Annotated in this window: 26 protein-coding genes; 8 read left to right on the top strand and 18 right to left on the bottom strand. The window is 71.4% G+C overall.

Going from position 1 to position 21,867, the window contains the following annotated elements; genetic code table 11:
- Positions 1-123: 123 nt before the first annotated feature.
- Positions 124-1,371, top strand: a complete 1,248-nt coding sequence (locus C8E97_RS02165; RefSeq protein ID WP_211346894.1) for an arginine deiminase — start codon at positions 124-126, stop codon at positions 1,369-1,371.
- Between the two features lie 95 nt (positions 1,372-1,466).
- Complete coding sequence (locus tag C8E97_RS02160) at positions 1,467-2,024, top strand: ferritin (protein ID WP_121001130.1); 558 nt, start codon at positions 1,467-1,469, stop codon at positions 2,022-2,024.
- Between the two features lie 408 nt (positions 2,025-2,432).
- Here C8E97_RS02160 and C8E97_RS02155 read toward each other — a convergent pair whose 3' ends face one another.
- The 3 genes from C8E97_RS02155 to C8E97_RS02145 form a co-directional block, all read right to left on the bottom strand.
- Positions 2,433-2,759 carry a DUF952 domain-containing protein gene (locus tag C8E97_RS02155; protein WP_121001128.1) on the bottom strand — a complete coding sequence of 109 codons (327 nt, stop codon included), beginning with the start codon at positions 2,757-2,759 and terminating at the stop codon, positions 2,433-2,435.
- A gap of 71 nt (positions 2,760-2,830) precedes the next feature.
- A complete protein-coding gene (locus C8E97_RS02150) occupies positions 2,831-3,775 on the bottom strand; it encodes a DUF5926 family protein (protein ID WP_121001126.1) in 945 nt (314 codons plus the stop codon).
- A 16-nt stretch (positions 3,776-3,791) separates the two neighbouring features.
- Entirely contained in the window at positions 3,792-4,505 is a 714-nt protein-coding gene (locus C8E97_RS02145; RefSeq protein WP_342776170.1) for a glycerophosphodiester phosphodiesterase family protein, read from the bottom strand.
- Positions 4,506-4,592: 87 nt separating this feature from the next.
- Between C8E97_RS02145 and C8E97_RS02140 the strand changes: the two genes are divergently transcribed.
- A complete protein-coding gene (locus C8E97_RS02140; protein WP_121001122.1) occupies positions 4,593-5,822 on the top strand; it encodes a cytochrome P450 in 1,230 nt (409 codons plus the stop codon).
- A 13-nt stretch (positions 5,823-5,835) separates the two neighbouring features.
- Here C8E97_RS02140 and C8E97_RS02135 read toward each other — a convergent pair whose 3' ends face one another.
- From C8E97_RS02135 to C8E97_RS02115, 5 genes are all read right to left on the bottom strand, one after another.
- The gene (locus tag C8E97_RS02135; protein ID WP_121001120.1) at positions 5,836-6,852 is read right to left on the bottom strand and encodes a glycerophosphodiester phosphodiesterase; all 1,017 of its coding nucleotides are present in this window, start codon (positions 6,850-6,852) and stop codon (positions 5,836-5,838) included.
- A 70-nt stretch (positions 6,853-6,922) separates the two neighbouring features.
- Complete coding sequence (locus C8E97_RS02130; RefSeq protein WP_121001118.1) at positions 6,923-7,117, bottom strand: DUF397 domain-containing protein; 195 nt, start codon at positions 7,115-7,117, stop codon at positions 6,923-6,925.
- Positions 7,118-7,220: 103 nt separating this feature from the next.
- A complete protein-coding gene (locus C8E97_RS02125) occupies positions 7,221-7,412 on the bottom strand; it encodes a DUF397 domain-containing protein (protein ID WP_121010603.1) in 192 nt (63 codons plus the stop codon).
- 284 nt (positions 7,413-7,696) lie between these two features.
- Positions 7,697-7,897 carry a DUF397 domain-containing protein gene (locus C8E97_RS02120; protein ID WP_121010600.1) on the bottom strand — a complete coding sequence of 67 codons (201 nt, stop codon included), beginning with the start codon at positions 7,895-7,897 and terminating at the stop codon, positions 7,697-7,699.
- Between the two features lie 8 nt (positions 7,898-7,905).
- Positions 7,906-8,733, bottom strand: coding sequence for a helix-turn-helix domain-containing protein (locus C8E97_RS02115; RefSeq protein ID WP_147454976.1), 828 nt, complete (start codon positions 8,731-8,733; stop codon positions 7,906-7,908).
- Positions 8,734-8,822: 89 nt separating this feature from the next.
- Between C8E97_RS02115 and C8E97_RS35715 the strand changes: the two genes are divergently transcribed.
- The 3 genes from C8E97_RS35715 (at position 8,823) to C8E97_RS02105 (ending at position 10,117) form a co-directional block, all read left to right on the top strand.
- On the top strand, positions 8,823-9,062 hold the full coding sequence (locus C8E97_RS35715; protein WP_246018615.1) for a hypothetical protein: 240 nt from the start codon (positions 8,823-8,825) through the stop codon (positions 9,060-9,062).
- 64 nt (positions 9,063-9,126) lie between these two features.
- The gene (locus C8E97_RS35710; RefSeq protein ID WP_246018613.1) at positions 9,127-9,636 is read left to right on the top strand and encodes a SigE family RNA polymerase sigma factor; all 510 of its coding nucleotides are present in this window, start codon (positions 9,127-9,129) and stop codon (positions 9,634-9,636) included.
- Entirely contained in the window at positions 9,629-10,117 is a 489-nt protein-coding gene (locus tag C8E97_RS02105; protein ID WP_121001114.1) for a hypothetical protein, read from the top strand. Before C8E97_RS35710 ends, C8E97_RS02105 begins: the two co-directional genes overlap by 8 nt.
- Before the next feature lie 29 nt (positions 10,118-10,146).
- Here C8E97_RS02105 and C8E97_RS02100 read toward each other — a convergent pair whose 3' ends face one another.
- From C8E97_RS02100 to C8E97_RS35705, 9 genes are all read right to left on the bottom strand, one after another.
- Positions 10,147-10,650, bottom strand: coding sequence for a hypothetical protein (locus C8E97_RS02100; RefSeq protein WP_121001112.1), 504 nt, complete (start codon positions 10,648-10,650; stop codon positions 10,147-10,149).
- 109 nt (positions 10,651-10,759) lie between these two features.
- A complete protein-coding gene (locus C8E97_RS02095; RefSeq protein ID WP_121001110.1) occupies positions 10,760-11,662 on the bottom strand; it encodes a DUF4328 domain-containing protein in 903 nt (300 codons plus the stop codon).
- A gap of 1 nt (position 11,663) precedes the next feature.
- The gene (locus tag C8E97_RS02090; RefSeq protein WP_121001108.1) at positions 11,664-12,002 is read right to left on the bottom strand and encodes a rhodanese-like domain-containing protein; all 339 of its coding nucleotides are present in this window, start codon (positions 12,000-12,002) and stop codon (positions 11,664-11,666) included.
- Between the two features lie 164 nt (positions 12,003-12,166).
- The gene (locus C8E97_RS02085; RefSeq protein ID WP_121001106.1) at positions 12,167-13,753 is read right to left on the bottom strand and encodes a solute symporter family protein; all 1,587 of its coding nucleotides are present in this window, start codon (positions 13,751-13,753) and stop codon (positions 12,167-12,169) included.
- Complete coding sequence (locus tag C8E97_RS02080) at positions 13,750-14,106, bottom strand: DUF485 domain-containing protein (RefSeq protein WP_246018612.1); 357 nt, start codon at positions 14,104-14,106, stop codon at positions 13,750-13,752. Before C8E97_RS02080 ends, C8E97_RS02085 begins: the two co-directional genes overlap by 4 nt.
- A 590-nt stretch (positions 14,107-14,696) precedes the next feature.
- Positions 14,697-16,442, bottom strand: coding sequence for a sodium/solute symporter (locus tag C8E97_RS02075; RefSeq protein ID WP_425470652.1), 1,746 nt, complete (start codon positions 16,440-16,442; stop codon positions 14,697-14,699).
- 44 nt (positions 16,443-16,486) lie between these two features.
- Positions 16,487-16,927 carry a hypothetical protein gene (locus C8E97_RS02070; RefSeq protein WP_121001100.1) on the bottom strand — a complete coding sequence of 147 codons (441 nt, stop codon included), beginning with the start codon at positions 16,925-16,927 and terminating at the stop codon, positions 16,487-16,489.
- Positions 16,924-17,781, bottom strand: coding sequence for a LytR/AlgR family response regulator transcription factor (locus C8E97_RS02065; RefSeq protein ID WP_121001098.1), 858 nt, complete (start codon positions 17,779-17,781; stop codon positions 16,924-16,926). Before C8E97_RS02065 ends, C8E97_RS02070 begins: the two co-directional genes overlap by 4 nt.
- Positions 17,782-17,844: 63 nt before the next feature.
- Positions 17,845-18,912, bottom strand: coding sequence for a S49 family peptidase (locus C8E97_RS35705; RefSeq protein ID WP_246018611.1), 1,068 nt, complete (start codon positions 18,910-18,912; stop codon positions 17,845-17,847).
- Between the two features lie 122 nt (positions 18,913-19,034).
- Here C8E97_RS35705 and C8E97_RS34250 point away from each other — a divergent pair, with 122 nt between their 5' ends.
- Positions 19,035-19,202, top strand: a complete 168-nt coding sequence (locus C8E97_RS34250) for a hypothetical protein (RefSeq protein WP_170211590.1) — start codon at positions 19,035-19,037, stop codon at positions 19,200-19,202.
- Between the two features lie 442 nt (positions 19,203-19,644).
- Here the strand turns inward: C8E97_RS34250 and C8E97_RS02050 are convergent, their stop codons facing one another.
- A complete protein-coding gene (locus C8E97_RS02050) occupies positions 19,645-20,904 on the bottom strand; it encodes a sensor histidine kinase (protein ID WP_121001096.1) in 1,260 nt (419 codons plus the stop codon).
- An 83-nt stretch (positions 20,905-20,987) separates the two neighbouring features.
- On the opposite strand from C8E97_RS02050, the gene C8E97_RS02045 reads away from it, so the two are divergent.
- Positions 20,988-21,707 (top strand): (Fe-S)-binding protein, encoded by a 720-nt coding sequence (locus C8E97_RS02045; protein WP_121001094.1) that lies wholly within the window; start codon positions 20,988-20,990, stop codon positions 21,705-21,707.
- The last annotated feature ends 160 nt before the right edge of the window (positions 21,708-21,867 follow it).

The following is a 21,867-nucleotide window of genomic DNA, read 5'->3' as shown; positions in this document are numbered from 1 at the left end:
CCCACCCGTTGACCCCTTCGCGTTTAACGATTGACCGCATTAGGCCCTTCATACGATCGAACTCCACTGATTCACCCCGCTCTGAGCTGCGAGTTCCTCCGTCGTCGGGTTACCCTCGCTGACGTGACTGCGCACATCGCCCGAACGGAGTCCCCGGACGCCGCGCCGGACCCGGCGCCCCGCGTGGACAGCGAGGTCGGCCCCCTGCGCACGGTGCTGTTGCACCGGCCGGGCGCGGAGTTGAAGCGCCTGACCCCGCGCAACAACGACCAGCTCCTGTTCGACGGCGTGCCGTGGGTGGACCGCGCGCAGGAGGAGCACGACGCGTTCGCCGAGGTGCTCCGCGGCCGGGGCACGGAGGTCCTGCTCCTGTCCGACCTGCTGGTGGCCGCGCTGCACGACGACCGCGCCCGGATCGCCGGCATCCACAGCGCCGTCAACGAGCGCCGCCTCGGCATCGACCTGGCCGACGCGCTGCGCTCGCACCTGTCGACCATCGGGCCGGAGCAGCTCGCCACGGCCCTGATGACCGGCATGACGTTCGAGGAGCTGCCCGCCGCCGAGGGCGCGTCCCTGGTGCGCAAGATGCACCACCCGAACGACTTCGCCGTCGACCCGCTGCCGAACCTGCTGTTCACCCGCGACTCGTCGGTCTGGGTGGGCGACCGGGTGGCCATCACGTCGCTCGCGCTGCCCGCCCGCGACCGGGAGACGGCGCTCACCGACCTCATCTACGCCTACCACCCGAGGTTCCGGCGGACCGGTCGCGCCTACGGCGCGCACTCCGCGCCCGTGGAGGGCGGCGACGTCCTGCTGCTGGCGCCCGGCGTGCTCGCGATCGGCGTCGGCGAGCGCACCACGCCTGCGGGCGCGGAGTCGTTCGCCCGCTCGGCGCTCAGCGACGGCCTGGCGCACACGGTCCTCGCGGTGCCGATCACCCAGGAGCGCGCCACCATGCACCTGGACACGGTGTGCACGATGGTCGACCGCGACGCGGTGGTGATGTACCCGGCGGTGCGCGACAACCTCTTCGCCTACCCGGTGCGCCCCGACGGCGACGGCGGCGTGGTGGTGGAGGACCGCGCCCCGTTCCTGGAGGCGGCGGCGGACGCGATGGGCATCGACCGGCTCCGGGTCATCGACACCGGGCTGGACCCGGTGACCGCCGAGCGCGAGCAGTGGGACGACGGCAACAACACCCTCGCCCTCGGGCCCGGCCTGGTGGTCGCCTACGAGCGCAACGTGGAGACCAACGCGCGGCTGGAGGACGCCGGCGTCGAGGTCCTGCGGATCAGCGGATCGGAGCTGGGCTCCGGTCGCGGAGGGCCGCGTTGCCTGTCGTGCCCGATCGACCGCGCCGCGTTGAAATAGCAGGTGAGGATTACCGAAGAAAGCTTAGGCGAACCAAACCAATATTAGCCTCACCTGCGATGAAATTATTCGCCGAGTGGGTTAACCTCGGCGACATGGCCGACAACGTGAAGAACATTCCAACCCGCACGTCCAAATTCGTCGACCTGCTCCGCGCGCAGATCGGCCACGAACTCGCCGCGTCCCAGCAGTACCTGGCCATCGCGGTGTGGTTCGACGACCGGGACCTGCAGCGGCTGGCGGCGCACTTCTACCGGCAGTCGCTGGAGGAGCGCAACCACGGCATGATGATCGTGCAGTACTTCCTCGACCGCAACCTGCCGGTCGGCATTCCGGGCGTCGAGTCGGTGCGCAACGACTTCGCCAACGCCCGCGAGCCGGTCGAACTGGCCCTCCAGCAGGAGCGGAGGGTCACCGAGCAGTTCGTCGTCCTGGCCCGCACGGCGCGCGAGGAGGGCGATTTCCTCGGCGAGCAGTTCCTCCAGTGGTTCCTCAAGGAACAGGTGGAGGAAGAGGCGTCCATGATCACCCTGCTCGGGGTGATCGACCGCGCGGAGGGCAATCTCTTCCACGTGGAGGACTACCTGGCCCGCGAGTCGCTGGGCGATTCGGGCGACGACTTCGCGCCCCACGCCGCGGGCGGTGCGCTCTGATCACCGGAAACCGCCGCACGCCGGGCGGACCGTTCCACGCGGCCGCCCGGCGCGCTTTCCGGGCGGCCGTCGCACCGCGCGGCCGCGCGGGTCGGCTGACGCCGATCCCGGTCAGCGTGTCACCGGCTTCCTGGAAGTAGAACTCGCACCGCAGGTCATTTCCGGCCGACGCCGTGGGCATGTCCAAGGCGTCCCCGATCTCGCCGGTGGCCCGCGGCTCGTCCAGCGCCACACCCAGCCGCACCCGCCCGATCCCCTCCGGGCGCATCCCTCCGGGCATATCTTTCCGGGCACATCCCTCCGGGCGCAGTTCCGGCACGTCGCCCACCACCACCGTCGCCACGGCGGTCTTCGCCGCGTCGGACGCGGTGGCGCGCGGCCCACCGCCCGCCTCCCCTCAGGCGGAGGTCACAGGACGGGCAACGGCCGGAACACCCCGTCGGCGTCGGGCGTGAACTCCTGCACGCCGACCACCGCGTCCGCCGGGATGGGCCCGTAGACGTGCGGGAACCACGGCCCGGCCTCGTCGCCGTCGCCCGGCTCCCACAGCACGGGCAGCCCCTCCGGGTCGATGATCAGCACGACCAGGTCGTGCCGACCCCGGAACCGGAGGTTCGCCGCCAGGTGCACGGTGCCGGGGTCCGAGCAGTGCACGAACCCGTCCGGGTCGAGCGGGATCGCGCCCGACTCCCTCGCGCCGGCCCACTCCGCCCTGGACGCGATCCGGAGCAGCATCTTCGCTCCCTAGTGGCCGTCGAGTTGTCCACAGGCACCTGTGGACAGCCCTGGGGACAACTGTGGACAACTCAGCGCAGGGTGATCTGCCGCCCCCGCAGCCCGTCCCGAGCACGCCGCTCGGCCTCGGTCAACGGCTCGGCGTCCAGGCTGGTCAGCGCATCCCGCAAACGCTTCCCCAGCGCCTCGGCCGGACCGGCCCACTCGCTGGAGTGCAGTTCCCGGTCGAGGTCCCACACCGGCACCAGCAGCCCGTGCGCCCGGAACGACCCCGCGTACCGCGAGCCCTCGCCCAGGTCCAGCTCACCGCGCACGGACAGTCGCGCGAGCGCCGCCAGCAGCGCCTCCTCCGGCTCCGGCCGGACCCACCGCAGGTGCGCCTTGTCACCGGCGTCCACCCAGTACGCGGCCCGCACGCCGGGCGCGTCCACGCGCTCGGTGGGCAGGATCGCCGCGTTGGCACGCTCCAGCGACAGCGCCACCTCGCCCGCGGGCTCCTGGTCCGGCGGCAGCCACCACGCGAAGTCCGCGTGCAGCTCGGGCTCCACGGTCGCGTCCACGTCGAGCAGGTCCTGGAGGCGGCCGGGCTCGCTGCCGTCGTCCGGGCCGACCACCGGCAGCGCCTCGCCGGTCGGGGCCGTCAGCGCCCACCGCACGGCCCGCGCCAGGTCGCGGCTCAGGTCACCCGACCGGGTCTGCACCTGGAGCCCGACGAACGCGGTGCCGTCGGCCCGGACCAGCGCGGCGGCGGCCATCGGCAGCACCGACGCCAGCACCACCTCGCGCGGCGCGTCCGCCAGCGGCAGCCGCACCGTCGCGGACGGCACGAACTCGCGCAGCGCGATCAACTCGGTCTCGGCCGCGAGCCCCTGGAACGGGCGGGCCACGATGACGTCCGCCGCGCCACCCGCCGCGCCGTGGCACGCCTTGTAGCGCTTGCCGGAACCGCACGGGCACGGCCGACGCGGGTTGCCGCCGTCGGCGGGCTTGCTCTTCACGGCCGTCCGCTTCGCCACCGCCGCCTCCTTGGGGTCAGAGCTGGTCGGGCGTCAAGCTATCCGCTAGCACTCCGCGCGTCTGCGCCGGGTTGTTCGTCGCGAGGAACCGGACACCCCGTTCGACGCACAACGCGATGTCGTCGGCCTCGTCCACCGTCCAGCAGTAGGTGCCCGCCCCGCGCGCCGGGTGCTTGCGCAGCAGGTGCACGCCCGGACCCGCGAAGTCCGCGAACGGGGGCAGCCGCTCCGGCCAGGCCCGGCCGAACAGCAGCACGGTGGGCGTCGCCGGGGCCAGCGCCTTGAACCGGCGGACCGCCGCCGCCGAGAACGACATCATCACCGCGTCCACCGGGTGCGCCGCCAGCGCCGCGGCCACCCGCCGCTCCACCGCGCCCCCGTACCGGACGGGGTGCTTCGTCTCCACGAACAGCCGCACGCCGCTGTCCGCGACCAGCCCCAGCAGCTCGTCGAACGTCAGCACCGAGGCGGGCTCGCCGCCGTGCCAGCTGCCGAAGTCGTGCCGGCGCAGCTCCGCCAGGGTCAGCGCGCTGACGACGCCGCTGCCGCCGCTGGTCCGGTCGATGGACCGGTCGTGGACGCACACCAGGTGGCCGTCCCTGGTGAGCCGGACGTCGCACTCCACGCCGTCCGCGCCCTCGGCGATCGCCAGCTCGTAGGCGGCGAGGGTGTGTTCGGGTCGCGCGTGGGACGCCCCGCGGTGGGCGACGAGTTCCGGTGGCACAAGCACGAATGCTCCTGGTGGAGTACCGAACGGGTCAACTCGGCCAACGATGGTCACGGCCCGCTGAATATTTGAAACAACAACCACACACGAATGGACTTGCCACCACCCCACGACCTACCGTCCGTCACCGTGGCGCCCTTCGACCAGCACGACCCGGCCTTCCTCGCCGACCCCTACCCGACCTTCGCCGCCCTGCGCGCCGGGGGCGAGGTGCACTGGCACGAGGAGATGGGCGTCGCCCTGGCCGTGTCGCACGCGGCGGCCTCGGCCGTGCTGCGGCACCGCTCGCTGGGTCGCGTCTGGACCGACGTCGCGCCCGTCGAGCGGTTCACCGGCTTCAACCTCCTGCACCGCAACTCCCTGTTGGAGAACGAGCCGCCCACCCACGGCCGCCTGCGCCGCCTGGTCGCCGCCGCCTTCGGCCGGGGCCACGTCGAGCGCCTCCGCCCGTGGATCTCCGACCTCGCCGACGAGCTGGTCGACGGGCTCGTCGCCGGCATCGCCGACCACGGGCAGGCCGACCTGCTGACCCACGTGGCCGCGCCGCTCCCGGTGGAGGTCATCGCCGAGCTGCTGGGCGTGCCCGCCGCCGACCGCGCGCTGCTCCAACCGTGGTCGAACGCCATCGTGAAGATGTACGAGTACGACCTCGCGCCGGAGAAGAAGGACGCGGCCGAGCGCGCGGCCACCGAGTTCGTCGCCTACCTGCGCGACCTCGTGGCGCTGCGGCGCAGGTCGCCCGGCGACGACCTGGTGACGGACCTGGTGGCCGTCACCGACACCGACGGCGGCAAGCTCACCGAGGACGAGCTGGTCGCCACCGCGGTCCTCCTGCTCATGGCCGGTCACGAGGCGACGGTGAACGTCATCGGCAACGGCGTGAACGCCCTCCTGACCCACCCCGAGCAGTGGCAACGCCTCGTAGCGGATCAGTCCCTCCTCTCCACGGCGGTCGAGGAACTGATCCGCTACGACTCCCCGCTCCAGCTCTTCGAGCGGACCGCCACCGAACGCGTCGAGATCGCCGGCCACACCGTCGAACCGGGGCACAAGATCGCCGCGCTGCTCGGCTCGGCCGCCCGCGACCCCCTGGTGTTCGACCGGCCGGACACCTTCGACGTGGGCCGCACGCCGAACGCCCACCTGGGTTTCGGCATGGGCATCCACTACTGCCTGGGCGCGCCGCTGGCGCGCATCGAGGTACAGGCGGCCCTGTCGGCGCTGACGCGCAAGCTGCCGACGGCCCGGCTCGCCGCCGAACCGCGCCGCCGGGCGGAGTTCGTCATCCGGGGCCTGCGCGAGCTGCCGCTCACGTCCTGAGCCGCGCCCGCTCTCAGCGGTGCGCGCGGTACCGCTTGGGCAGCTTGAACCCGCGCTCCGCCAGCACCTCCCGCAGCCGGTCCGGGTAGTCGGTGATGATGCCGTCCACCCCGTCGTCGATGAGCTTGTGCATGGTGGCCGGGTCGTTGACGGTCCACGGCACGACCTCGATGCCGTGCGCGTGCGCCTCGTCCACCAGCGCCTTGGTGGTGAAGGGCGTGTAGCCGGGGTCGCCGACCTTGCCGTTCTGCGGGTTGCCGTGCACCGGCGACAACGCGGACGCGCCGAAGCTGCGCACCGCCCGCACGACGCTCCCGTCGAAGTCCGCCAGCTCCAGCCCGCCCGTCCACGGCGAGCCGGGGCGCAGGAACTCGGGCTGCGTCAACGCGACCAGCGGCAGGCGAGGTTCCTTGGCGCGCCACAGCATGAGCGTCCCCCAGTCGAACGACTGGATCGTGACGTCGCGCTGGAAGCCGGAGCGGCGGACCTCCCGCGCGGTGACCTCCACGAACTGCTCGCGCGGCGCGGTCTCGTGCGGCGCGGCGGCCTCGACCTTGGTCTCGATGTTGAACTTCACGCCGTGCGCCCGGTACTTCCGCGCGAGCGCGAACACCTCGGCGAGCGTCGGCATCCGCGCGCCCGGCGACAGCTCCTGGTCCGGGTACTGCGACCAGCGGCGCGACCCGCAGTCCAGGGTGCGCACCTGCGCGAAGGTCAGGTCTTTGACGTACTTGCCCGCGTACGGGAAGGCCGGGTCGCCGGGGAACGCGGGCGCCGTGTCGAGGCACTTGGCGGGATTGGTCTTGCGGTCGTGGGTGACGACCTCGCGGCCGTCCTTGGTGATCTGCACGTCGAGTTCGAGCGTCGTGACGCCCACTTCCAGCGCCTTGGCGAACGCGGCCAACGTGCTCTCCACCGTCAGCCCGATACCGCCCCGATGCGCCTGGAGGTCGAACGCGCGCTTGGGACGCGCGTCCGCGACCTCCGGCACCAGCAACGACAACACCACCGCGACGACAAGTGCCCGCATGGCACCTCACGCTGTCAGACGCCGGTGCCCGCCCCAAGCCCCATCGGGAGTACGCGAGTTGAACAACGAGTCAGGAAGCCATGCGCCGCACGAAGGACGCCCACCGCGCGGCCGGGAACGCCAGCACACCCGCGCCGGGGCTCTTGGAATCCCGCACACCGACGGCCGACCCGGCGACCGCGACCTCGACGCAGTTGGCGTTGCTCGCGCCACCGCTACGGCTGCTCTTGCGCCACACGGCACCACCGAGGTCTACTGTGGACACTGCTATCCCCTCTTTCACCCCGCAAGACCCGCTCGATCAGAGCCGCCGACCCCGCGCTCCGGAGTATGGGTGCACCTGAACTCGAAAGTCCGGCAACCGGAGGTCAGGAACCCAGACACCGTACGAAGGACGCCCACCGCGCGGCAGGAAATGCCAGCACCCCCGCGCCGGGGCTCTTGGAATCCCGCACACCGACGGCCGACCCGGCGACCGCGACCTCGACGCAGTTGGCGTTGCCGCCACCGCCACTACGGCTGCTCTTGCGCCACATGGTGCCCGAGAACTCCACAGTCATCGCCTCTTCCACCCGGCTACGACGCGTCGGCGGAGCAACCGATTCCTCGACTGCGACGCCTGAACCACCAAGTGCTCGAACGCCAGTCTAGCTTCGATGACCGGTGTTTCTCCCCCATCCGGACGACTCCGAACGGGTGCTCGGCGTAGCTCATCGGGGAATCCGCCGGATCGGGGAAGTTCCGGAACACCGACGGGAACATCCGAATGCCGGATTCCCCAACCCGATCGACGTGAAGTGCCCGTCTACCGAGGTGCGGACATGCGGGCGTCCGACACCCCGGATCAGGAACCCATGCGCCGCACGAAGGAAGCCCACCGCGCGGCCGGGAACGCCAGCACACCCGCACCGGGGCTCTTGGAATCCCGCACACCCACCGCCGAGCCGACAACCGCGACCTCGACGCAGTTGGCGTTGCTGGCACCGTTGCTCCGGCTGCTCTTCCGCCACGCCGCACCGGAGAAGTCCACTGTGGACACAGTCATCGCCTCTTTCACTCGGCCGGAATCCGCTCGATCAGGGCCACCGACTCGTCACGACCCAGCGCCCGCGAGGCCACGTGCTCGAAGGTCAGTTTAGCCTCATTCAACTCCCATTCGTTCTCGATGTACAGGGCACCGGTCAGGTACTCGATGTAGAGCACGTCCGGCTCGTCCGCCTCGGCGAAGGACAGCCGCGTGAAGGCGGTGGCCATGCCGTCCACGATCCCCGCCGCACCGGCCAGCACCTGCAAGACGACGTTCGGCGACCCGGCCACGGCGCGCAGGTGCGCCAACTGCCCGCCCATCACTCCCGGACCACCCACCACCGTGCGCAACGCCGCCTCGTGCACGATCGCGTGCAACCGCAGCGGCACCTCCGGGTCGGCGAGCCGCTTCTGCCGTATCCGCCGCACCTCGATGTCGTTCTCCAGCCACCGCGATGTCCGCTTGAGCCGATGCGCCTCGAACAGCGCCCGCGTGTACTCCGGTGTCTGGAGCAATCCCGGAATGATCAGCGGCGAGAGGTCGTAGACGTGCGTCGCCTCGGTCTCGACGTCGATGTACCCCTGGTTCTCGATCCCGAAGGTGGTCCACCAACCCTTCTCACGGGCCTTGACCGTCTGCTCGATCAGGTCGGGGTCGTAGCAGTCGTAGAGGTCCATCATCGACTTCACCAGGTGGACGTCGACCAACGTCTCGCCCTTCTCCATCCGGTGCAGGGCAGACTTCGTCTTGAACAACGCCTCCGCCGCCTCCCCCAGCGTCATCCGGGCGTCGGCGCGCATCCTCGCCAGCTTCCGCCCCAGGCGGCGTCGGCGGAACGGTGGTTGTGCGGGCACGACACCATCATGCCGGCGGAAAACCCGGATGCGGGATTCCCGAGGTTGATCACCCCAAGGTGTGCATCTCCCACCCGCACAGTGTGCGCATGGAAGCGAACCTCTTCTCCCTGGTGTCCGAGGCCGACCACACGCGGGTCTTCGCGTGGGGCATGGAAGTCGTCGAGGACGACCGCACGACCGCCGTCGTCTACCGCCGCGACCCCGTCACCGGGCGGAGCCTCGTCGGGCAGCACGGCTCGGCGGAAGCCGCCCTGCGGCGGTGGGGCGCCCGGCTGCCGCTCGCCCTCGTCTGGGAGTTCGAGAACGACGTGTTCCCGGCCACATGAGCAACAGGCGGCGGTCGGGGCGCGTCTAGTCAGTGCGCGGGCACGACGAGGAGCGGAGACCGGATTGGGCGACACGGCGTCGTTCGACCAGTTCGTCCACGACCATCAGCAGGCGCTGGTCCGGTACGCGGTGCTGCTGTCCGGCAGCAGGGCCGACGCGGAGGACCTGGTCCAGGAAGTGCTGGTGCGGATCTACCAGCGGTGGGGCGAGTTGGACAGCCCTACCGGGACGCCGTACGCCTACGTGCGGCGGGCCGTCACCAACGAGTACCTCTCGTGGCGGCGGCGGTGGAGCACCCGGCACATCCGGTCGGTCGCCGACCTGCCCGAGGGCGAGCACCTCGACCGCCCCCTGGACGAGCGCGACGAACGGCTGTGGCGGCTGCTGCGCGAGCTGCCCAGGCAGCAGCGCGCGGCGGTGGTGCTCCGCTACTACGAGGACCTCACCGACGCCGAGATCGCCGAGGTCCTCAACTGCCGGCTGCCGACGGTGCGCTCCCACGTCAGCCGCGGGCTGGCCGCGTTGAGGTCGGCGATCGGGATGCCGGAACGCGCGTGGAGGGGCCGTGAATGACATCGAGGACGAGCTGCGGAGCAGGCTCGCGGCACGAGCCGGGCGGGTGCGGTCGAACCTGACGGGCCCGGCGATCCGGGCGCGGGCCGAGGCGCGCCCCCGGCACGGCGTGCTGCGGAGGTACGCGCCGCTGGTGTCGGCCGCCGCGGTGCTGCTGGTCGTGGCGGTGAGCCTGGTCGCGATTCCCCACGGCCCCGAGACGTCCGATCCGGGCCGCCCACCGGCGTCCAGCGTGCCCAGCACGCCGCCGGCCACGTCGGTGTCGCCGCCACCGGCGTCGTCGAGCACGTCCAAGCCGGCGCGCCCCACGAGCACCGAAACCACGGTCACCCACAGGCCGCCAACGGCCACCATCACCGGCACGGGCTCCACCACGGCCAGGACGACCACGACAACGACAGGCGGCGGCTCGGCCACGAGCACGGGCGGCCCAAACGCCGTCCGCTCCACCGCCGTCGACACGACACGCCCTGGGCGCTGACACCTCGGGGCGCTGACACCCCGGAGCGCTCAATTTTCGGTGCAGTGCAACAGATCCACGGCCAAGCGCATGGATATGGCGTGAGCCCGCCGGCCGGTCGGCACGACCGGCCGGCGCACGTCAACGAGGAGGACCTCCATGCGTTTCCCCACCGCGCTGCGTTCCCGCCGCGCGCTCGTCGCGGCGGCCGTGTCGATCGGCGTGCTGGCCACGGGCGGCGTCACCATGACGGCGCTCGCCGAGCCGTCGCCCACGGCGCCCGCGCCGACCAGCACGACCACCAGGCCGTCGACGCCGAGCAGCACGGCGACGTCGACCTCCGAGCCGACCGGCGGCACGTCGGTCCCGGAGCCCACCAGCAGCACGACGGCGCCCTGGCCGACCAGCACGGGCCGGCCGACGACCACCACGCGGCCGTCGACCCCGGAGCCGACCAGCTCCACGGACCGGCCGACGACCACCACGGTCCCGTCGACCCCGCGGCCGACCAGCACGACGTGGACCACCACGTCCCGGCCGCACATCCCGACCACGACCTACACGACGAAGCCGAGCACGCCCGCCGTCACCCCCGCGCCGACCACGCGGTGACGGCCGAACGCCCCCGGCAGGGCCCGCCGGGGGCGTTCGGCACGTGCGGGGTCAGCGCGGCGAGCCGTTGGCCCGGATCGGGCGGAGGGCGGGCTCGGGCGCGTCCTTGACGTCCACCACGCGCATCCGCCGCAGCGCGTCCGCGGGCACCGGCAGCAGCAGGGTCGTGATCCGGCGGACCAGCACGGCCGTCAGGAACGCCACGGCGGCGGCCAGCAGGTCCGACACGGCGTGCAGCAGGACGCCGTCGGCCATCGCCTGCACGCTCGACCGGGTCGACCACACGACCGTGAACAGCGCGAACAGCCAGGTGAACGCCCACAGCCCCCACCACCACCGCACCAGGCGGGACGGCACGGGACGGACGTCGGCGGGCAGCCGCAGGGCCGCGTGCTCCAGCTCGGCCACGACCGAGCCGGGCACCACGAGGTTCATGCCGGGCACCAGCACGCCGACCAGCACCTCGGTGTCCGAGCGGGACGGGCCGTAACCGGCGGCGGAGGCGGCGGCCTCGCGCGCCCTGCGCAACCACAGCAGGGTGAGCAGCAGGCCCGTCACGCCCGCGACGAGGGTGACGACGGACGCCGCGTTCACGAGCGCGTCCGAGATGTCGACGGTGGTCGCGGACAGCGCGCCGTACCGGCTGAGCGCCAGCAGGACGTAGCGCCAGATCTCGCTGCCCGCCGCCCACAGCGCCGTCAGGCCGGCCAGGCCCAGCGCGTGCGACGCGGTGCGGGCCAGGCGCTGCGCCTGGTCGATCGAGTCGACGGGCGCGCCGTCGGTCGCCACGGACGTCGGCCAGCGCCACGCCAGCAGCGGGAAGCCCCACCGCGGCGGCACGGGGTACGCGGGCGGGCCGGTGTACGGGCGCGGCGGTGCTCCGAGCTGACGGCGTGGGTACGCGCCGGGCGGCGGGGTCGCCACCCAGTCCACGCGCATCGGCTGGAGCGCCATGTCAGATGACCTCCGGCTCCGCGCCGTCGATCTCACCGACCAGCGGTCGGCCCGCGGCGGCCCACACCTGCATGCCGCCGTCGACGTTGGTCGCGTCCCAGCCGTTGGCGTTGAGGTACTGCGTCACGCGCGCCGACCGGCCGCCCGCGCGGCACACGACGTAGAACTCGCTGTCACCGGGCAGCTCGTCCAGCCGCTGCGCCAGCTCGCTCATCGGGATGTGCAGCGCGCCGGGGGCGTGGCCGGCCTCCCACTCGTCGGCTTCGCGCACGTCGAGCAGGACTTTGCCGGCGGGCAGCTCCGCGGGCACCGATGACACTTCGACACTCGGAACGGTCACGGGGTCAATGCTGCCACGCGACCCGGTGAGGGTGGGATAAGGACGGGCCGTCTCCACCCGACGGCGGGAGGGGACGGCCCGGTCCACGTCACAACACGGCACGCGCCGGCGGTGCGACACGGTTAGTGCGACACGGCTGGTGCGGCGCAGTTAGTGCGACACGGTTAGTGCGACACCGCCTTCTCCGCGCCCACGCCGGTGAGGGCGCGGACCTCCATCTCGGCGTACTTGGCCCGGTCGTCCTCCTTGGACAGCAAGGTCCCGAGCCAACCGAGGGCGAACGCCACCGGGATCGACACGATGCCGGGGTTGGACAGCGGGAACAGGTCGAAGTCGGCGTTCGGGAACATCGACGACGGCTTGCCCGACACGGCGGGCGACAGCACGATCAGCGCGATCGTCACCGCCAGGCCGCCGTAGATGCTCCACAGCGCGCCGGAGGTGTTGAACCGCTTCCAGAACAGCGAGTACAGGATGGTCGGCAGGTTCGCCGACGCCGCCACCGCGAACGCCAGCGCCACCAGGAACGCGATGTTCTGCCCGTTGGCCGCGATGCCGCCGAGGATGGACACGACGCCGATCACGATCGCGGTCCGCCGCGCGACCTTGACCTCGGCGTCCTTGTCCTCCACCGCGCCCTTCTTGATGATGTTCGCGTAGATGTCGTGCGCGAACGACGCCGACGCGGTGATCGTCAGGCCCGCCACCACGGCGAGGATCGTCGCGAACGCGACCGCCGCGATCAGCCCCAGCAGCAGCGGCCCGCCCAGCGCCTCCGCGAGCAGCGGCGCCGCCGAGTTGGCCTTGCCGGGCGCGCCGAGGATCTTCTCGGGGCCGACCAGCGCCGCCGCGCCGTACCCGAGCACCAGCGTGAACAGGTAGAACAGGCCGATCAGCCAGATCGCCCAGACCACCGAGCGGCGGGCCTCCCTGGCCGTGGGCACGGTGTAGAAGCGCATCAGGATGTGCGGCAGGCCGGCCGTGCCGAGCACGAGGGCCAGCGCCAGGGACAGGAAGTCGAGCTTGGTGGTGCCGGACGCGCCGTACTGGAGGCCGGGTCCGAGCAGCTTCTCGCCGGCCTTGGGCGCGTTGTCCACGGCCGCGCCGAGCAGCGACGAGAGGTTGAGGCCGTACTTGCCGAGCACCCACAGCGTCATCACGCCCGCGCCGACGATCAGCAGCACGGCCTTGATGATCTGCACCCAGGTGGTGCCCTTCATGCCGCCGATGAGCACGTAGGCGATCATCAACGCGCCGACCACGGCGATGACCAGCGCCTGGCCGAGCTTGCCGGTGATGCCGAGCAGCAGCGCCACCAGGCCGCCCGCGCCGGCCATCTGCGCGAGCAGGTAGAAGAACGACACGGCCATCGTCGACGTGGCCGCCGCCGCGCGCACCGGGCGCTGCCGCATCCGGAAGCTCAGCACGTCGCCCATCGTGTACTTGCCGGTGTTCCGCAGCAGCTCCGCGACCAGCAGCAACGCCACCAGCCACGCGACGAGGAACCCGATCGAGTACAGGAAGCCGTCGTAGCCGTAGACGGCGATGGCGCCCGCGATGCCGAGGAACGACGCGGCGGACAGGTAGTCGCCCGCGATGGCGATGCCGTTCTGCGGGCCGGTGAACGCGCGGCCGGCGGCGAGGTAGTCCGCGGCGGTCCTGGTGTTGCGGCTCGCCCGCACCACCACGAACAGGGTCGCGATGACGAAGACGCCGAAGATGCCGATGTTGAGGAGGGCTCCGCTGGTCACGCCCGACCCCCTTCGAGCCGCTCGCGGATCGCCTCCGCGCGGGGGTCGAGGTGCTTGTTGGCGTGCCGCACGTAGAGGGTGGTGATCGCGAACGTCGACACGAACTGGAGCAGGCCCAGGACCAGGCCGACGTTGATGTTGCCGACCACCTTCGTCGCCATGAACTCGTGCGCGTAGTCGGCGAGGACGACGTAGAGGACGTACCAGACGAAGAACAGCCCCGCGACGGGGAACACGAAGCCGCGCAGCCTGCGCCGGAGTTCGACGAAGTCGGGACCGGCCTGTACCTCGACCCAGTCGGGGGTCGCTCCAGTGGGGGTGGCGCCCCCCGAGGAGTTCTCAGCGGTGCTCACGATCCCCTCCTCGCGGTTGTCGATGGTGTGAACGCCACGTAACCCTCCTGGTGCGCTCCGATACGCGCAGCACCGTAAGGAGACGTGGGTCACCCCTGAAAGGCCCCGACCGTGGCCTTGCGCTCAACAGTCGGGTGATGCGATAAGCGGTAGGAATGCTGAGACGAGCAGTCACGGGGCCAGGTGACGCCGCCACTCACCGAATCGAATGGTTCTCAGTCACTCGTTCGAGCAACGGCACTACGGCACGGCGCCGAACGCCAGGGCTGAACGAGTGGTGCCGGCCGCCCGCGCCACGTCCCGCCCGGCTCGGGGGTGCGACCCGCGACGACGGGCCCGCGGTGGCCCACCCCCCGGTTTCCCGGTCCCGGAGGTCACCACCGGTATCACTCGTGTGAGCAATCTCACACCCATGGGTGCGAGGTGGTCGACCAGGGGCTCGGCCGGTTCTCCCACGGCCGATGCCCCGGCCGGTCCCGTTCAGGACCCGTCCGTTCAGGACCCGTCCGTTTCAGGACCCGTCCGTTTCAGGACCCGTCCGTTTCAGGACCCCGTCCGTTCAGGGCCGGTCCGTTGAGGGCCGGTCCCGCTCAGGGCCGGGAGTGTGGCGGGTCCCGCCGTTCCGCGAGCCGCCGCTTCTCCTCCGCCGTGCCGAACCGCTGCACGTCCCGGTCCCGCATGAACCCCAGCGGGTCGGGCGCGTGCAGGCGCAGCAGGACCTGGCTCACGTCCTCCGGCCGCAGCCGGCGCGTCAACCGGCTGATCATGACCATCGTCAGGAACGCCACCGGCACCGTCACCAGCGCGGGCTGCGAGAACACCGAGGGCGCCCACGACCCGGTGTACGAGCTGATCACGGTCACCACCTGCGAGCCGATCACCAGCCCGCCGCCGACCACGAGCCCCGCGACCGCGCCCGGCCACGTCAGGCCGCGCCACCAGATGCCCAGCACCAGCAGCGGGCAGAACGTCGACGCCGCCAGCGCGAACGACATCGCCACGGTCAGCGACGCGTCCGCGCGCGGCAGCAGGAACGCCAACCCGATCGCCACCGCGCCGGTCAGCACCGTCGCCCACCGGAAGTCCCGCACCTTGCCCGGCAGGATGTCCGTCGACACCACCCCGGCGACGCTCACCACCAGGCCCGACGACGTCGACAGGAACGCCGCGAACGCGCCCGCCGCCACGACCGCGCCCAGCACCTGGCCGAGCAGGTTCGGCTGCATCGTCGTCGGCAGCAGCAGCACCGCCGCGTCCGTCTTGCCGGTCACCAGCAACTGCGGGAGGTACTGGCGCGAGATGACGCCCAGCACCGTCGGGAACAGGTAGAACAGGCCCAGCAGGTAGAGCACGTGCAACGCCGTCCGGCGCGCCGCCTTGCCGTCCGGGTTCGTGTAGAACCGCACCAGCACGTGCGGCAGGCCCATCGTGCCCAGGAACGTCGCGAAGATCAGCGAGTACGTCTCGAACAACCCGCCCACGCCGCCGGTCTGCGGTTTCAGCCAGTTCTCGTTGCTGGTCGGCGAACCCGCCACGACCGGCACCGGCGAACCCGCCACGAACCGCAGCTCGGTGTTCCGGTCCACCGTGTACGTGCCGGCCGTCCAGTACACGGCTCCGTTCACGGGCGCGCCGTTGATCCGACCGGTCGCCGACAGCTCCATCGGCTCCACGACCTGCACCCGCACCTCGTCCACGGTGGTCACCTCGACCCGCTCGTGGAACCGGAGCACGCCGCCCTCGTCCACCTCGCGCGCCCCGTTGCCCGGACCCGCCAGGAACAAGGTGAACAGCACGAACGTCGGCGCGGCGATCGCGAACAGCTTGCCCCAGTACTGGAACGCCTGGACCAGCGTGATCGCGCGCATCCCGCCGCCCAGCACGTTCACCACGACGATCGCCGTCACCACCGCGCCGCCCAGCCACGCGGGCAACCCGGTGATCGTGTTCAGCGTCAGCCCGGCCGACTGCAACTGCGGCACCAGGTACAGGACGCCGATGCAGATCACGAAGAACGTGCAGACCTTGCGGAGGTTCGCCGAGCCGAGCCGGGCCTCGGCGAAGTCCGGCAGCGTGTACGCGCCCGACCGGCGCAGCGGCGCGGCGACGAACAGCATCATCGCCAGGTAGCCCGCGGTGAAGCCGATGGGGTACCAGAGCGCGTCGATGCCGTCCTTGAGCACCAGCCCGGCGACACCCAGGAACGACGCGGCCGACAGGTACTCGCCGGAGATCGCCGCCGCGTTGCGGGTCGCCGGGATCGCGCGCCGCGCCACCAGGAAGTCCGGCGTCGTGTTGGCGCGCCGCGAACCCACGTAGCCCAGCAGGAACGTCATCGCCGCGACGGCCACGACCAGTCCCAGGCTCCAGAGGTTCTGGATCACCGGTCCACCGAGCTGACGAAGTCGCGCTCGTGGCTCTCCGCGAGTCTCCGGTAGGCGTAGCCGACGCCGTAGCACAGGGGGAACGGCAGGACGCCCAGCAGCAGCCACGGCAGCCGCACGCCCAGCAGCTCGACCTCGGCCAGCCACGGCACCGAGTAGAACAGCAGCGGCAGCAGGGCGAGCAGGGTGAGCGTGCCGCCGCCCAGCGCGAACGCGGTCCTGAGCTGCTGCTTGATCAGGTCGCGGATCAGCTTCTCGCCGACGCTGGTCTGCTCCTCCAGCTCGATGATCGTGCGCAACACCCGACCGCGGCCGCGCGGGTCGGCCAGCACGACGCGCCGGCGGCGGTTCTTGCGCGCGGGCACCGGCAGCCAGGCGTCCCGCTCCCCTGGCTGCGGTTGGTCGGGCTGCCCCGGCGGGCCGGAGTGCTTGCTCATCCCCAGCTGCTCTTGGGCGGCCGGACGATGCGCTCCTTCAGCTCGCGGGTGTGCCGCCGGCTCACCGGCAGCTCCTTGGCGCCGTCACCCGAGCCGATCACCACCGCGTAGCCGTTCGACGTCATGCGCAGCTCGGTCACCAGCGGCAGCGCCACCAGGAACGAGCGGTGGATGCGCACGAAGCCGGCGTTCTCCCAGCGCTCCTCCAGCTGCGCCAGCGGGATGCGCACGAGGTGGCTCTGGCCGTCGTTGGTGTGCAGGCGGGCGTAGTCGCCCTGCGCCTCCACGTACCGGACGTTCGCCCTGGGCACGAGCTTGATGGTGCCGCCCAGCTCGACGGGGATGACCTCGTCGTCGGTGGGCTCCTGCGGGGCGGCCGGCTCGGGCGTGACGGCGGGCGTCACCGCGACCCGCTCGACCACGCGCGAGATCGCCTTGTTGATGCGGTCCTCGTTGATCGGCTTGGTCACGAAGTCGAGCGCGCCGACCTCGAACGCGACGACGGCCTCGGAGTGCTCGACGCCCGTGACGAACACCAGTGCCGGTGGCGCGCGGAACGCGCCGAGCACGCGGGCGAGGTCCGTGCCCGAGAGGCCCGGCATGTTGATGTCGGCGAACACCGCGTCGACCGGCGGCAGGCCGGCGCGGGTGCGGTCCATCACCTCGGGGTCGTAGTCGCCCCGGAGGATGCGCAGTGCCTCGGCCGCGTCGAAGGCGGTGAGCACGCGCCGAATGTGCGGGCTGCTCTCGAGCAGGTACTTGATCTCGCTCAGACCTGGCGCCTCGTCGTCCACCGCCAGAACGAGGAGGCCGGCGTTGTCCTGGGTACTCACTGTGTGGCGCATCTTGCCCATCGACGCGGGTCCGTGTCTACGTGGACGCGGGGGTGTCGATGGGACCGTGACCAAGGACAGGGGTCACAGGCCGAATCGCGACCAGCGCGCGCGTTCTTCCAGGGCGGCCAGGGCGGCCGGCAGGAAGTCGCCCGAACGAGTGGTACTGCCGGCCAGGCCGAGGCGGGCGAGGAGGGGGCGGCGGGGTTCGGCGATGCTGATCTCGGCGTCCGGGTAGCGCTTGGCGACGACCGAGCGGAGCGTGCCGAGGGCGTCGACGAGCCCGAGCTCGACCGCCTTGGCACCGGTCCAGACCTCGCCGCTGAACAAGTCGCCGCCAACCCCGCCGGCCCCGTTCGCGTCGGGGTTGGCGTTGGCGGGCTCGCCGGCGGGGTTCGGCGCGGCGTCGGCGGGATTCAGATCGGCGTCGGCGGGCTTGTCGGCGGGGTTCAAGCCGGCGGCGGGACCATCGGCAGGTTTCGGGTCGGCGTCGGCGGGTCCGGGGCCGGCAGAGCCGAAAGCGGAGCCAGCAGAGCCGGGAGCGCCCGCAGAGCCGCGAGCGGGGCCGGGAGCGTCGACAGAGCCGGGAGCGGGGTCGCCCGACCAGGCGGCAACCCGCAACTTGGGCCCACGCCGCTCCTTGACCCACGCGACGAACTGCGCGTGCAGGTCCGCGTGCAGCCCCTTGAGCCACTCGACGTCCTCGGGCTTCTCCGGCCTGAACGGGTCGAGCCGCACCTTGTGCTCCCCAGCGGTGTAAACCCGCCGCTCGATCCCGTGCCGCTCCAACAACCCGTTGAGCCCGAACCCTGCGCTGACGACCCCGATCGAGCCGACCAGCGACGTGCCGTGCGCGTAGATCTCGTCGGCGGCGCAAGCCAGCCAGTACCCGCCGGACGCGGCGACGTCCTCGCAGAACGCCAGCACCGGCACCTTCCGCTTGGCGGCCAACTCGCGGATGCGCTCCGCGATGAGCGCGGACTGCGTCGGCGCGCCACCCGGCGAGTTGATCAGGAGCGCCACCGCGACCAGCCGATCGTGGTCGAACGCGCGGGTCAGGGCGCTTTCCGTGTTCTGCACGTTGATCGTGTTGCGCGCCATCGGCGTCGGCGTGGGCGTGATGACACCGTGCAAGCGGACCGCGGCCACCACGGGCCGCCGGTCGGCGCGGTCACTGACGATCCTGGGCAGGCGGGCCGTGATCTTGTCCGTCACGCTCATGCGTCGACCTTACGTGGACCCGCGATGACGCGTGTCGGAGCTAACATCGGGCAGTGACGTTCAACCCAATCCGGTGGCTCGAACGCTACGTCGAGTGGTGGGACGACCGAGGGCGGCAGAACGCGGACGGCCCCACGTCCATGCACATCTACTGGATGTGGATCTTCTGGTCGATCTGCGCCGTGATGATGGTGACGACGCTGGCCGTGGCCGCCTCCTGAACCAGACCGCCCCTGAACCAGCCGAACCAGCCGCTCGTCCCCGCTCTCCCGCTCGCTTCTCCTCCCGCGCTCGCCCTTCCTCCTCCGGGCTTCTCCTTCCGAGCGCCGCGGTGCTCACCCGCTCGCCGGCCCGCGCCCGCGCTCCGTACTCGCCTGCCGCGCCCGCGCTCACCGCCCGCGCCCGCCGGGCGCTCGGTGTTCGCCGGGCCGAGTGCTCGCCGGGCTGGACCGCTCGCCGCGCCGCACCGCGCCGCACGCCGCAATCACCGTTCGCCCGAGCCTGGCGCCTTGGTGCCTCGCCGTGGGGGCCGCTTCCTTACGTTTACGGCAACGAAACCGCCGCCCGAAAAGTGCCCGGCAACCCGTCGCTCAATGGGGTGATCATCAGCGACCCCTGATCAAGAACCGGGAACCCCTGGCAGCACGGCCATCGTAGGAGCGATCACGCTCGTACCGCCGGCTGCTCCGCCGTCTCCTCCAACTTGGGCGGCACGATGGGGAGGTTCGTCCGCACCCCCGGCGAGTACTTCGGCACCTTCAGGATGATCTTCATGCCGGCATCCGGCGCGGTCTCCACCACCAGCGCGTAGTCATCGCCGAACACCGCCCTCATCCGGTGGTTGATGTTGCCCAGGCCCACGTGCGCCCCGGTCTGGTGCGCGTCCTTCAGGTCCTCGAACAGCCGGTCCGGGTCCATGCCCACCCCGTCGTCCTCGACCGAGATCAGCGCCTCCGCCCCGTTGTCCTCCGCGATGATCGTCAGCAACCCGCCGCCCGGCTTCTTCGCCAACCCGTGCCGCACCGCGTTCTCGACCAGCGGCTGCAGCACCAGGAACGGCAGGACCACCTGTAGCACCTCGGGCGCGATCTTCAGCCGCACGTTCAACTGCGACCCGTAGCGGGCCTGCTCGATGGTCAGGTAGCGGTGGATGTTGGTCAGCTCGTCGGCCAGCGTCGTGAAGAACCCGTCCGTCCGGAACGAGTACCGCGTGAACTCCGCGAACTCCTGTAGCAGCTCCCGCGCGTGCGACGGGTCGGTGCGGATCAGCGACGAGATCGTGTTCAGCGCGTTGTACACGAAGTGCGGCGAGATCTGCGCCCGCAGCGCACGCACCTCGGCCTGCGCCAGCGCCTGCCTGGACTTCTGTAGCACCTCCAGCTCCAACTGCGTCGACACGAAGCGCGCCGTCTCCTCCGCCATCCGGATCTGGCGCTTGTTCGCCACCCCGCTGACGACGATCAGCGTCCCGGCGACCTCGGACTCGACGATCAGCGGCACGATCACCGCCGAGTGCAGCGAGCACGGCCCCGGCAGCTCGCAGTCGAGCTTCCGGTGCTCGACGTGCTCCTTGTGGAACTCGCCGATGGCCCGCTCGATGTACGGGCGCAGGAACTCGTAGTGGTCGTTGGCGCCGCCGTCCCAGGACAGCAGCGTGCCGTCGTGGTCGGTGATGCCGACCGCGACGCACCGCAGCATCTCGCGCAGGTGGGGTGTGGCTTTGTCCGCCGCGTCTTGCGTGAGCCCTTCTCGCAGGTCAGCGGACGCCTTGGACATGCGGTGCAGCATGTCCATCACGGCGTCTTCGACCGACGTGCTCACCCGGCGGGCACGGCACAGCATCACGAACAGGCCGAGGACGGCCAGGGACGCGATGACACCGAGCACCGCGCGCTCGGTCAGGAGGTCACGCACGGCGTCCATGCTGTGCCGTGCGGTGGTCTCTCGGCAAGGGGTCGTCACGGAACGAGTAGACATCCGATGAATTTCGGTTCAGAGTGTGCCCCGTGGAGAAGGTCGCGCTGTTCGCCACTTGCCTGACGGACACGCTGTACCCGGACACCGCCCGCGCCGCGGTGCGGCTGCTGGAACGCCTCGGGTGCAGCGTGGACTTCCCCCTGGGCCAGACCTGCTGCGGGCAGATGCACTTCAACACCGGCTACCGCCGGCACGCCGTTGACCTGGCCGGACGCTTCCAGCAGGTGTTCGCCGGCTACGACGCCGTGGTGGCGCCGTCCGGCTCGTGCGCGGCGATGGTGCGCGACGTGCACCCCCGGCTCGGCGCCGGGACGCCCCGCACCTTCGAGCTGTCCGAGTTCCTGGTCGACGTGCTCGGTGTCACCGAGGTGGGTGCATACTTCCCCCATCGGGTGACTTACCACCCGACCTGTCACTCTCTGCGCATGTTGGGTGTGGGCGAGAAGCCGCTTGCGCTCCTGCGCGCCGTGCGCGGGCTCGACCTCGTCGAGCTGCCCGCGGCCACCGAGTGCTGCGGTTTCGGCGGCACGTTCGCGATCAAGAACGCCGACACGTCCACGGCCATGCTGGCCGACAAGATGCGCCACGTGCTGGACACGGGCGCGGAGGTCCTCACCGCCGGGGACAACTCGTGCCTCATGCACATCGGCGGTGGGCTGTCGCGGCTGCGCGCCGGCGTCCGACCGGTGCACCTGGCGGAGATCCTGGCGAGCACGGAGGAGGAGCCTTGGACGCCCGCGAGCCGGTGAGGCGCACCCCGGCGGCCGAACACGAACCCCGAACAGCCGAACACGGGCCCCAAGCGGCCGAACACGAACCCCGAGCAGCCGAACACGAACCCCGAGCGGCCGGACACGGGCCTCAGGCGGCCGAGCGCGACCCGCGGGCGGCCGGTCCGGAGCACCCCAG

Origin of the sequence: Saccharothrix australiensis (assembly GCF_003634935.1) — a bacterium.
In the GTDB taxonomy this organism is placed as follows: Bacteria; Actinomycetota; Actinomycetes; order Mycobacteriales; family Pseudonocardiaceae; genus Actinosynnema; species Actinosynnema australiense.
Note: the sequence above shows the minus strand (reverse complement) of the source record. Positions and strands in the feature narration are given on the sequence as shown.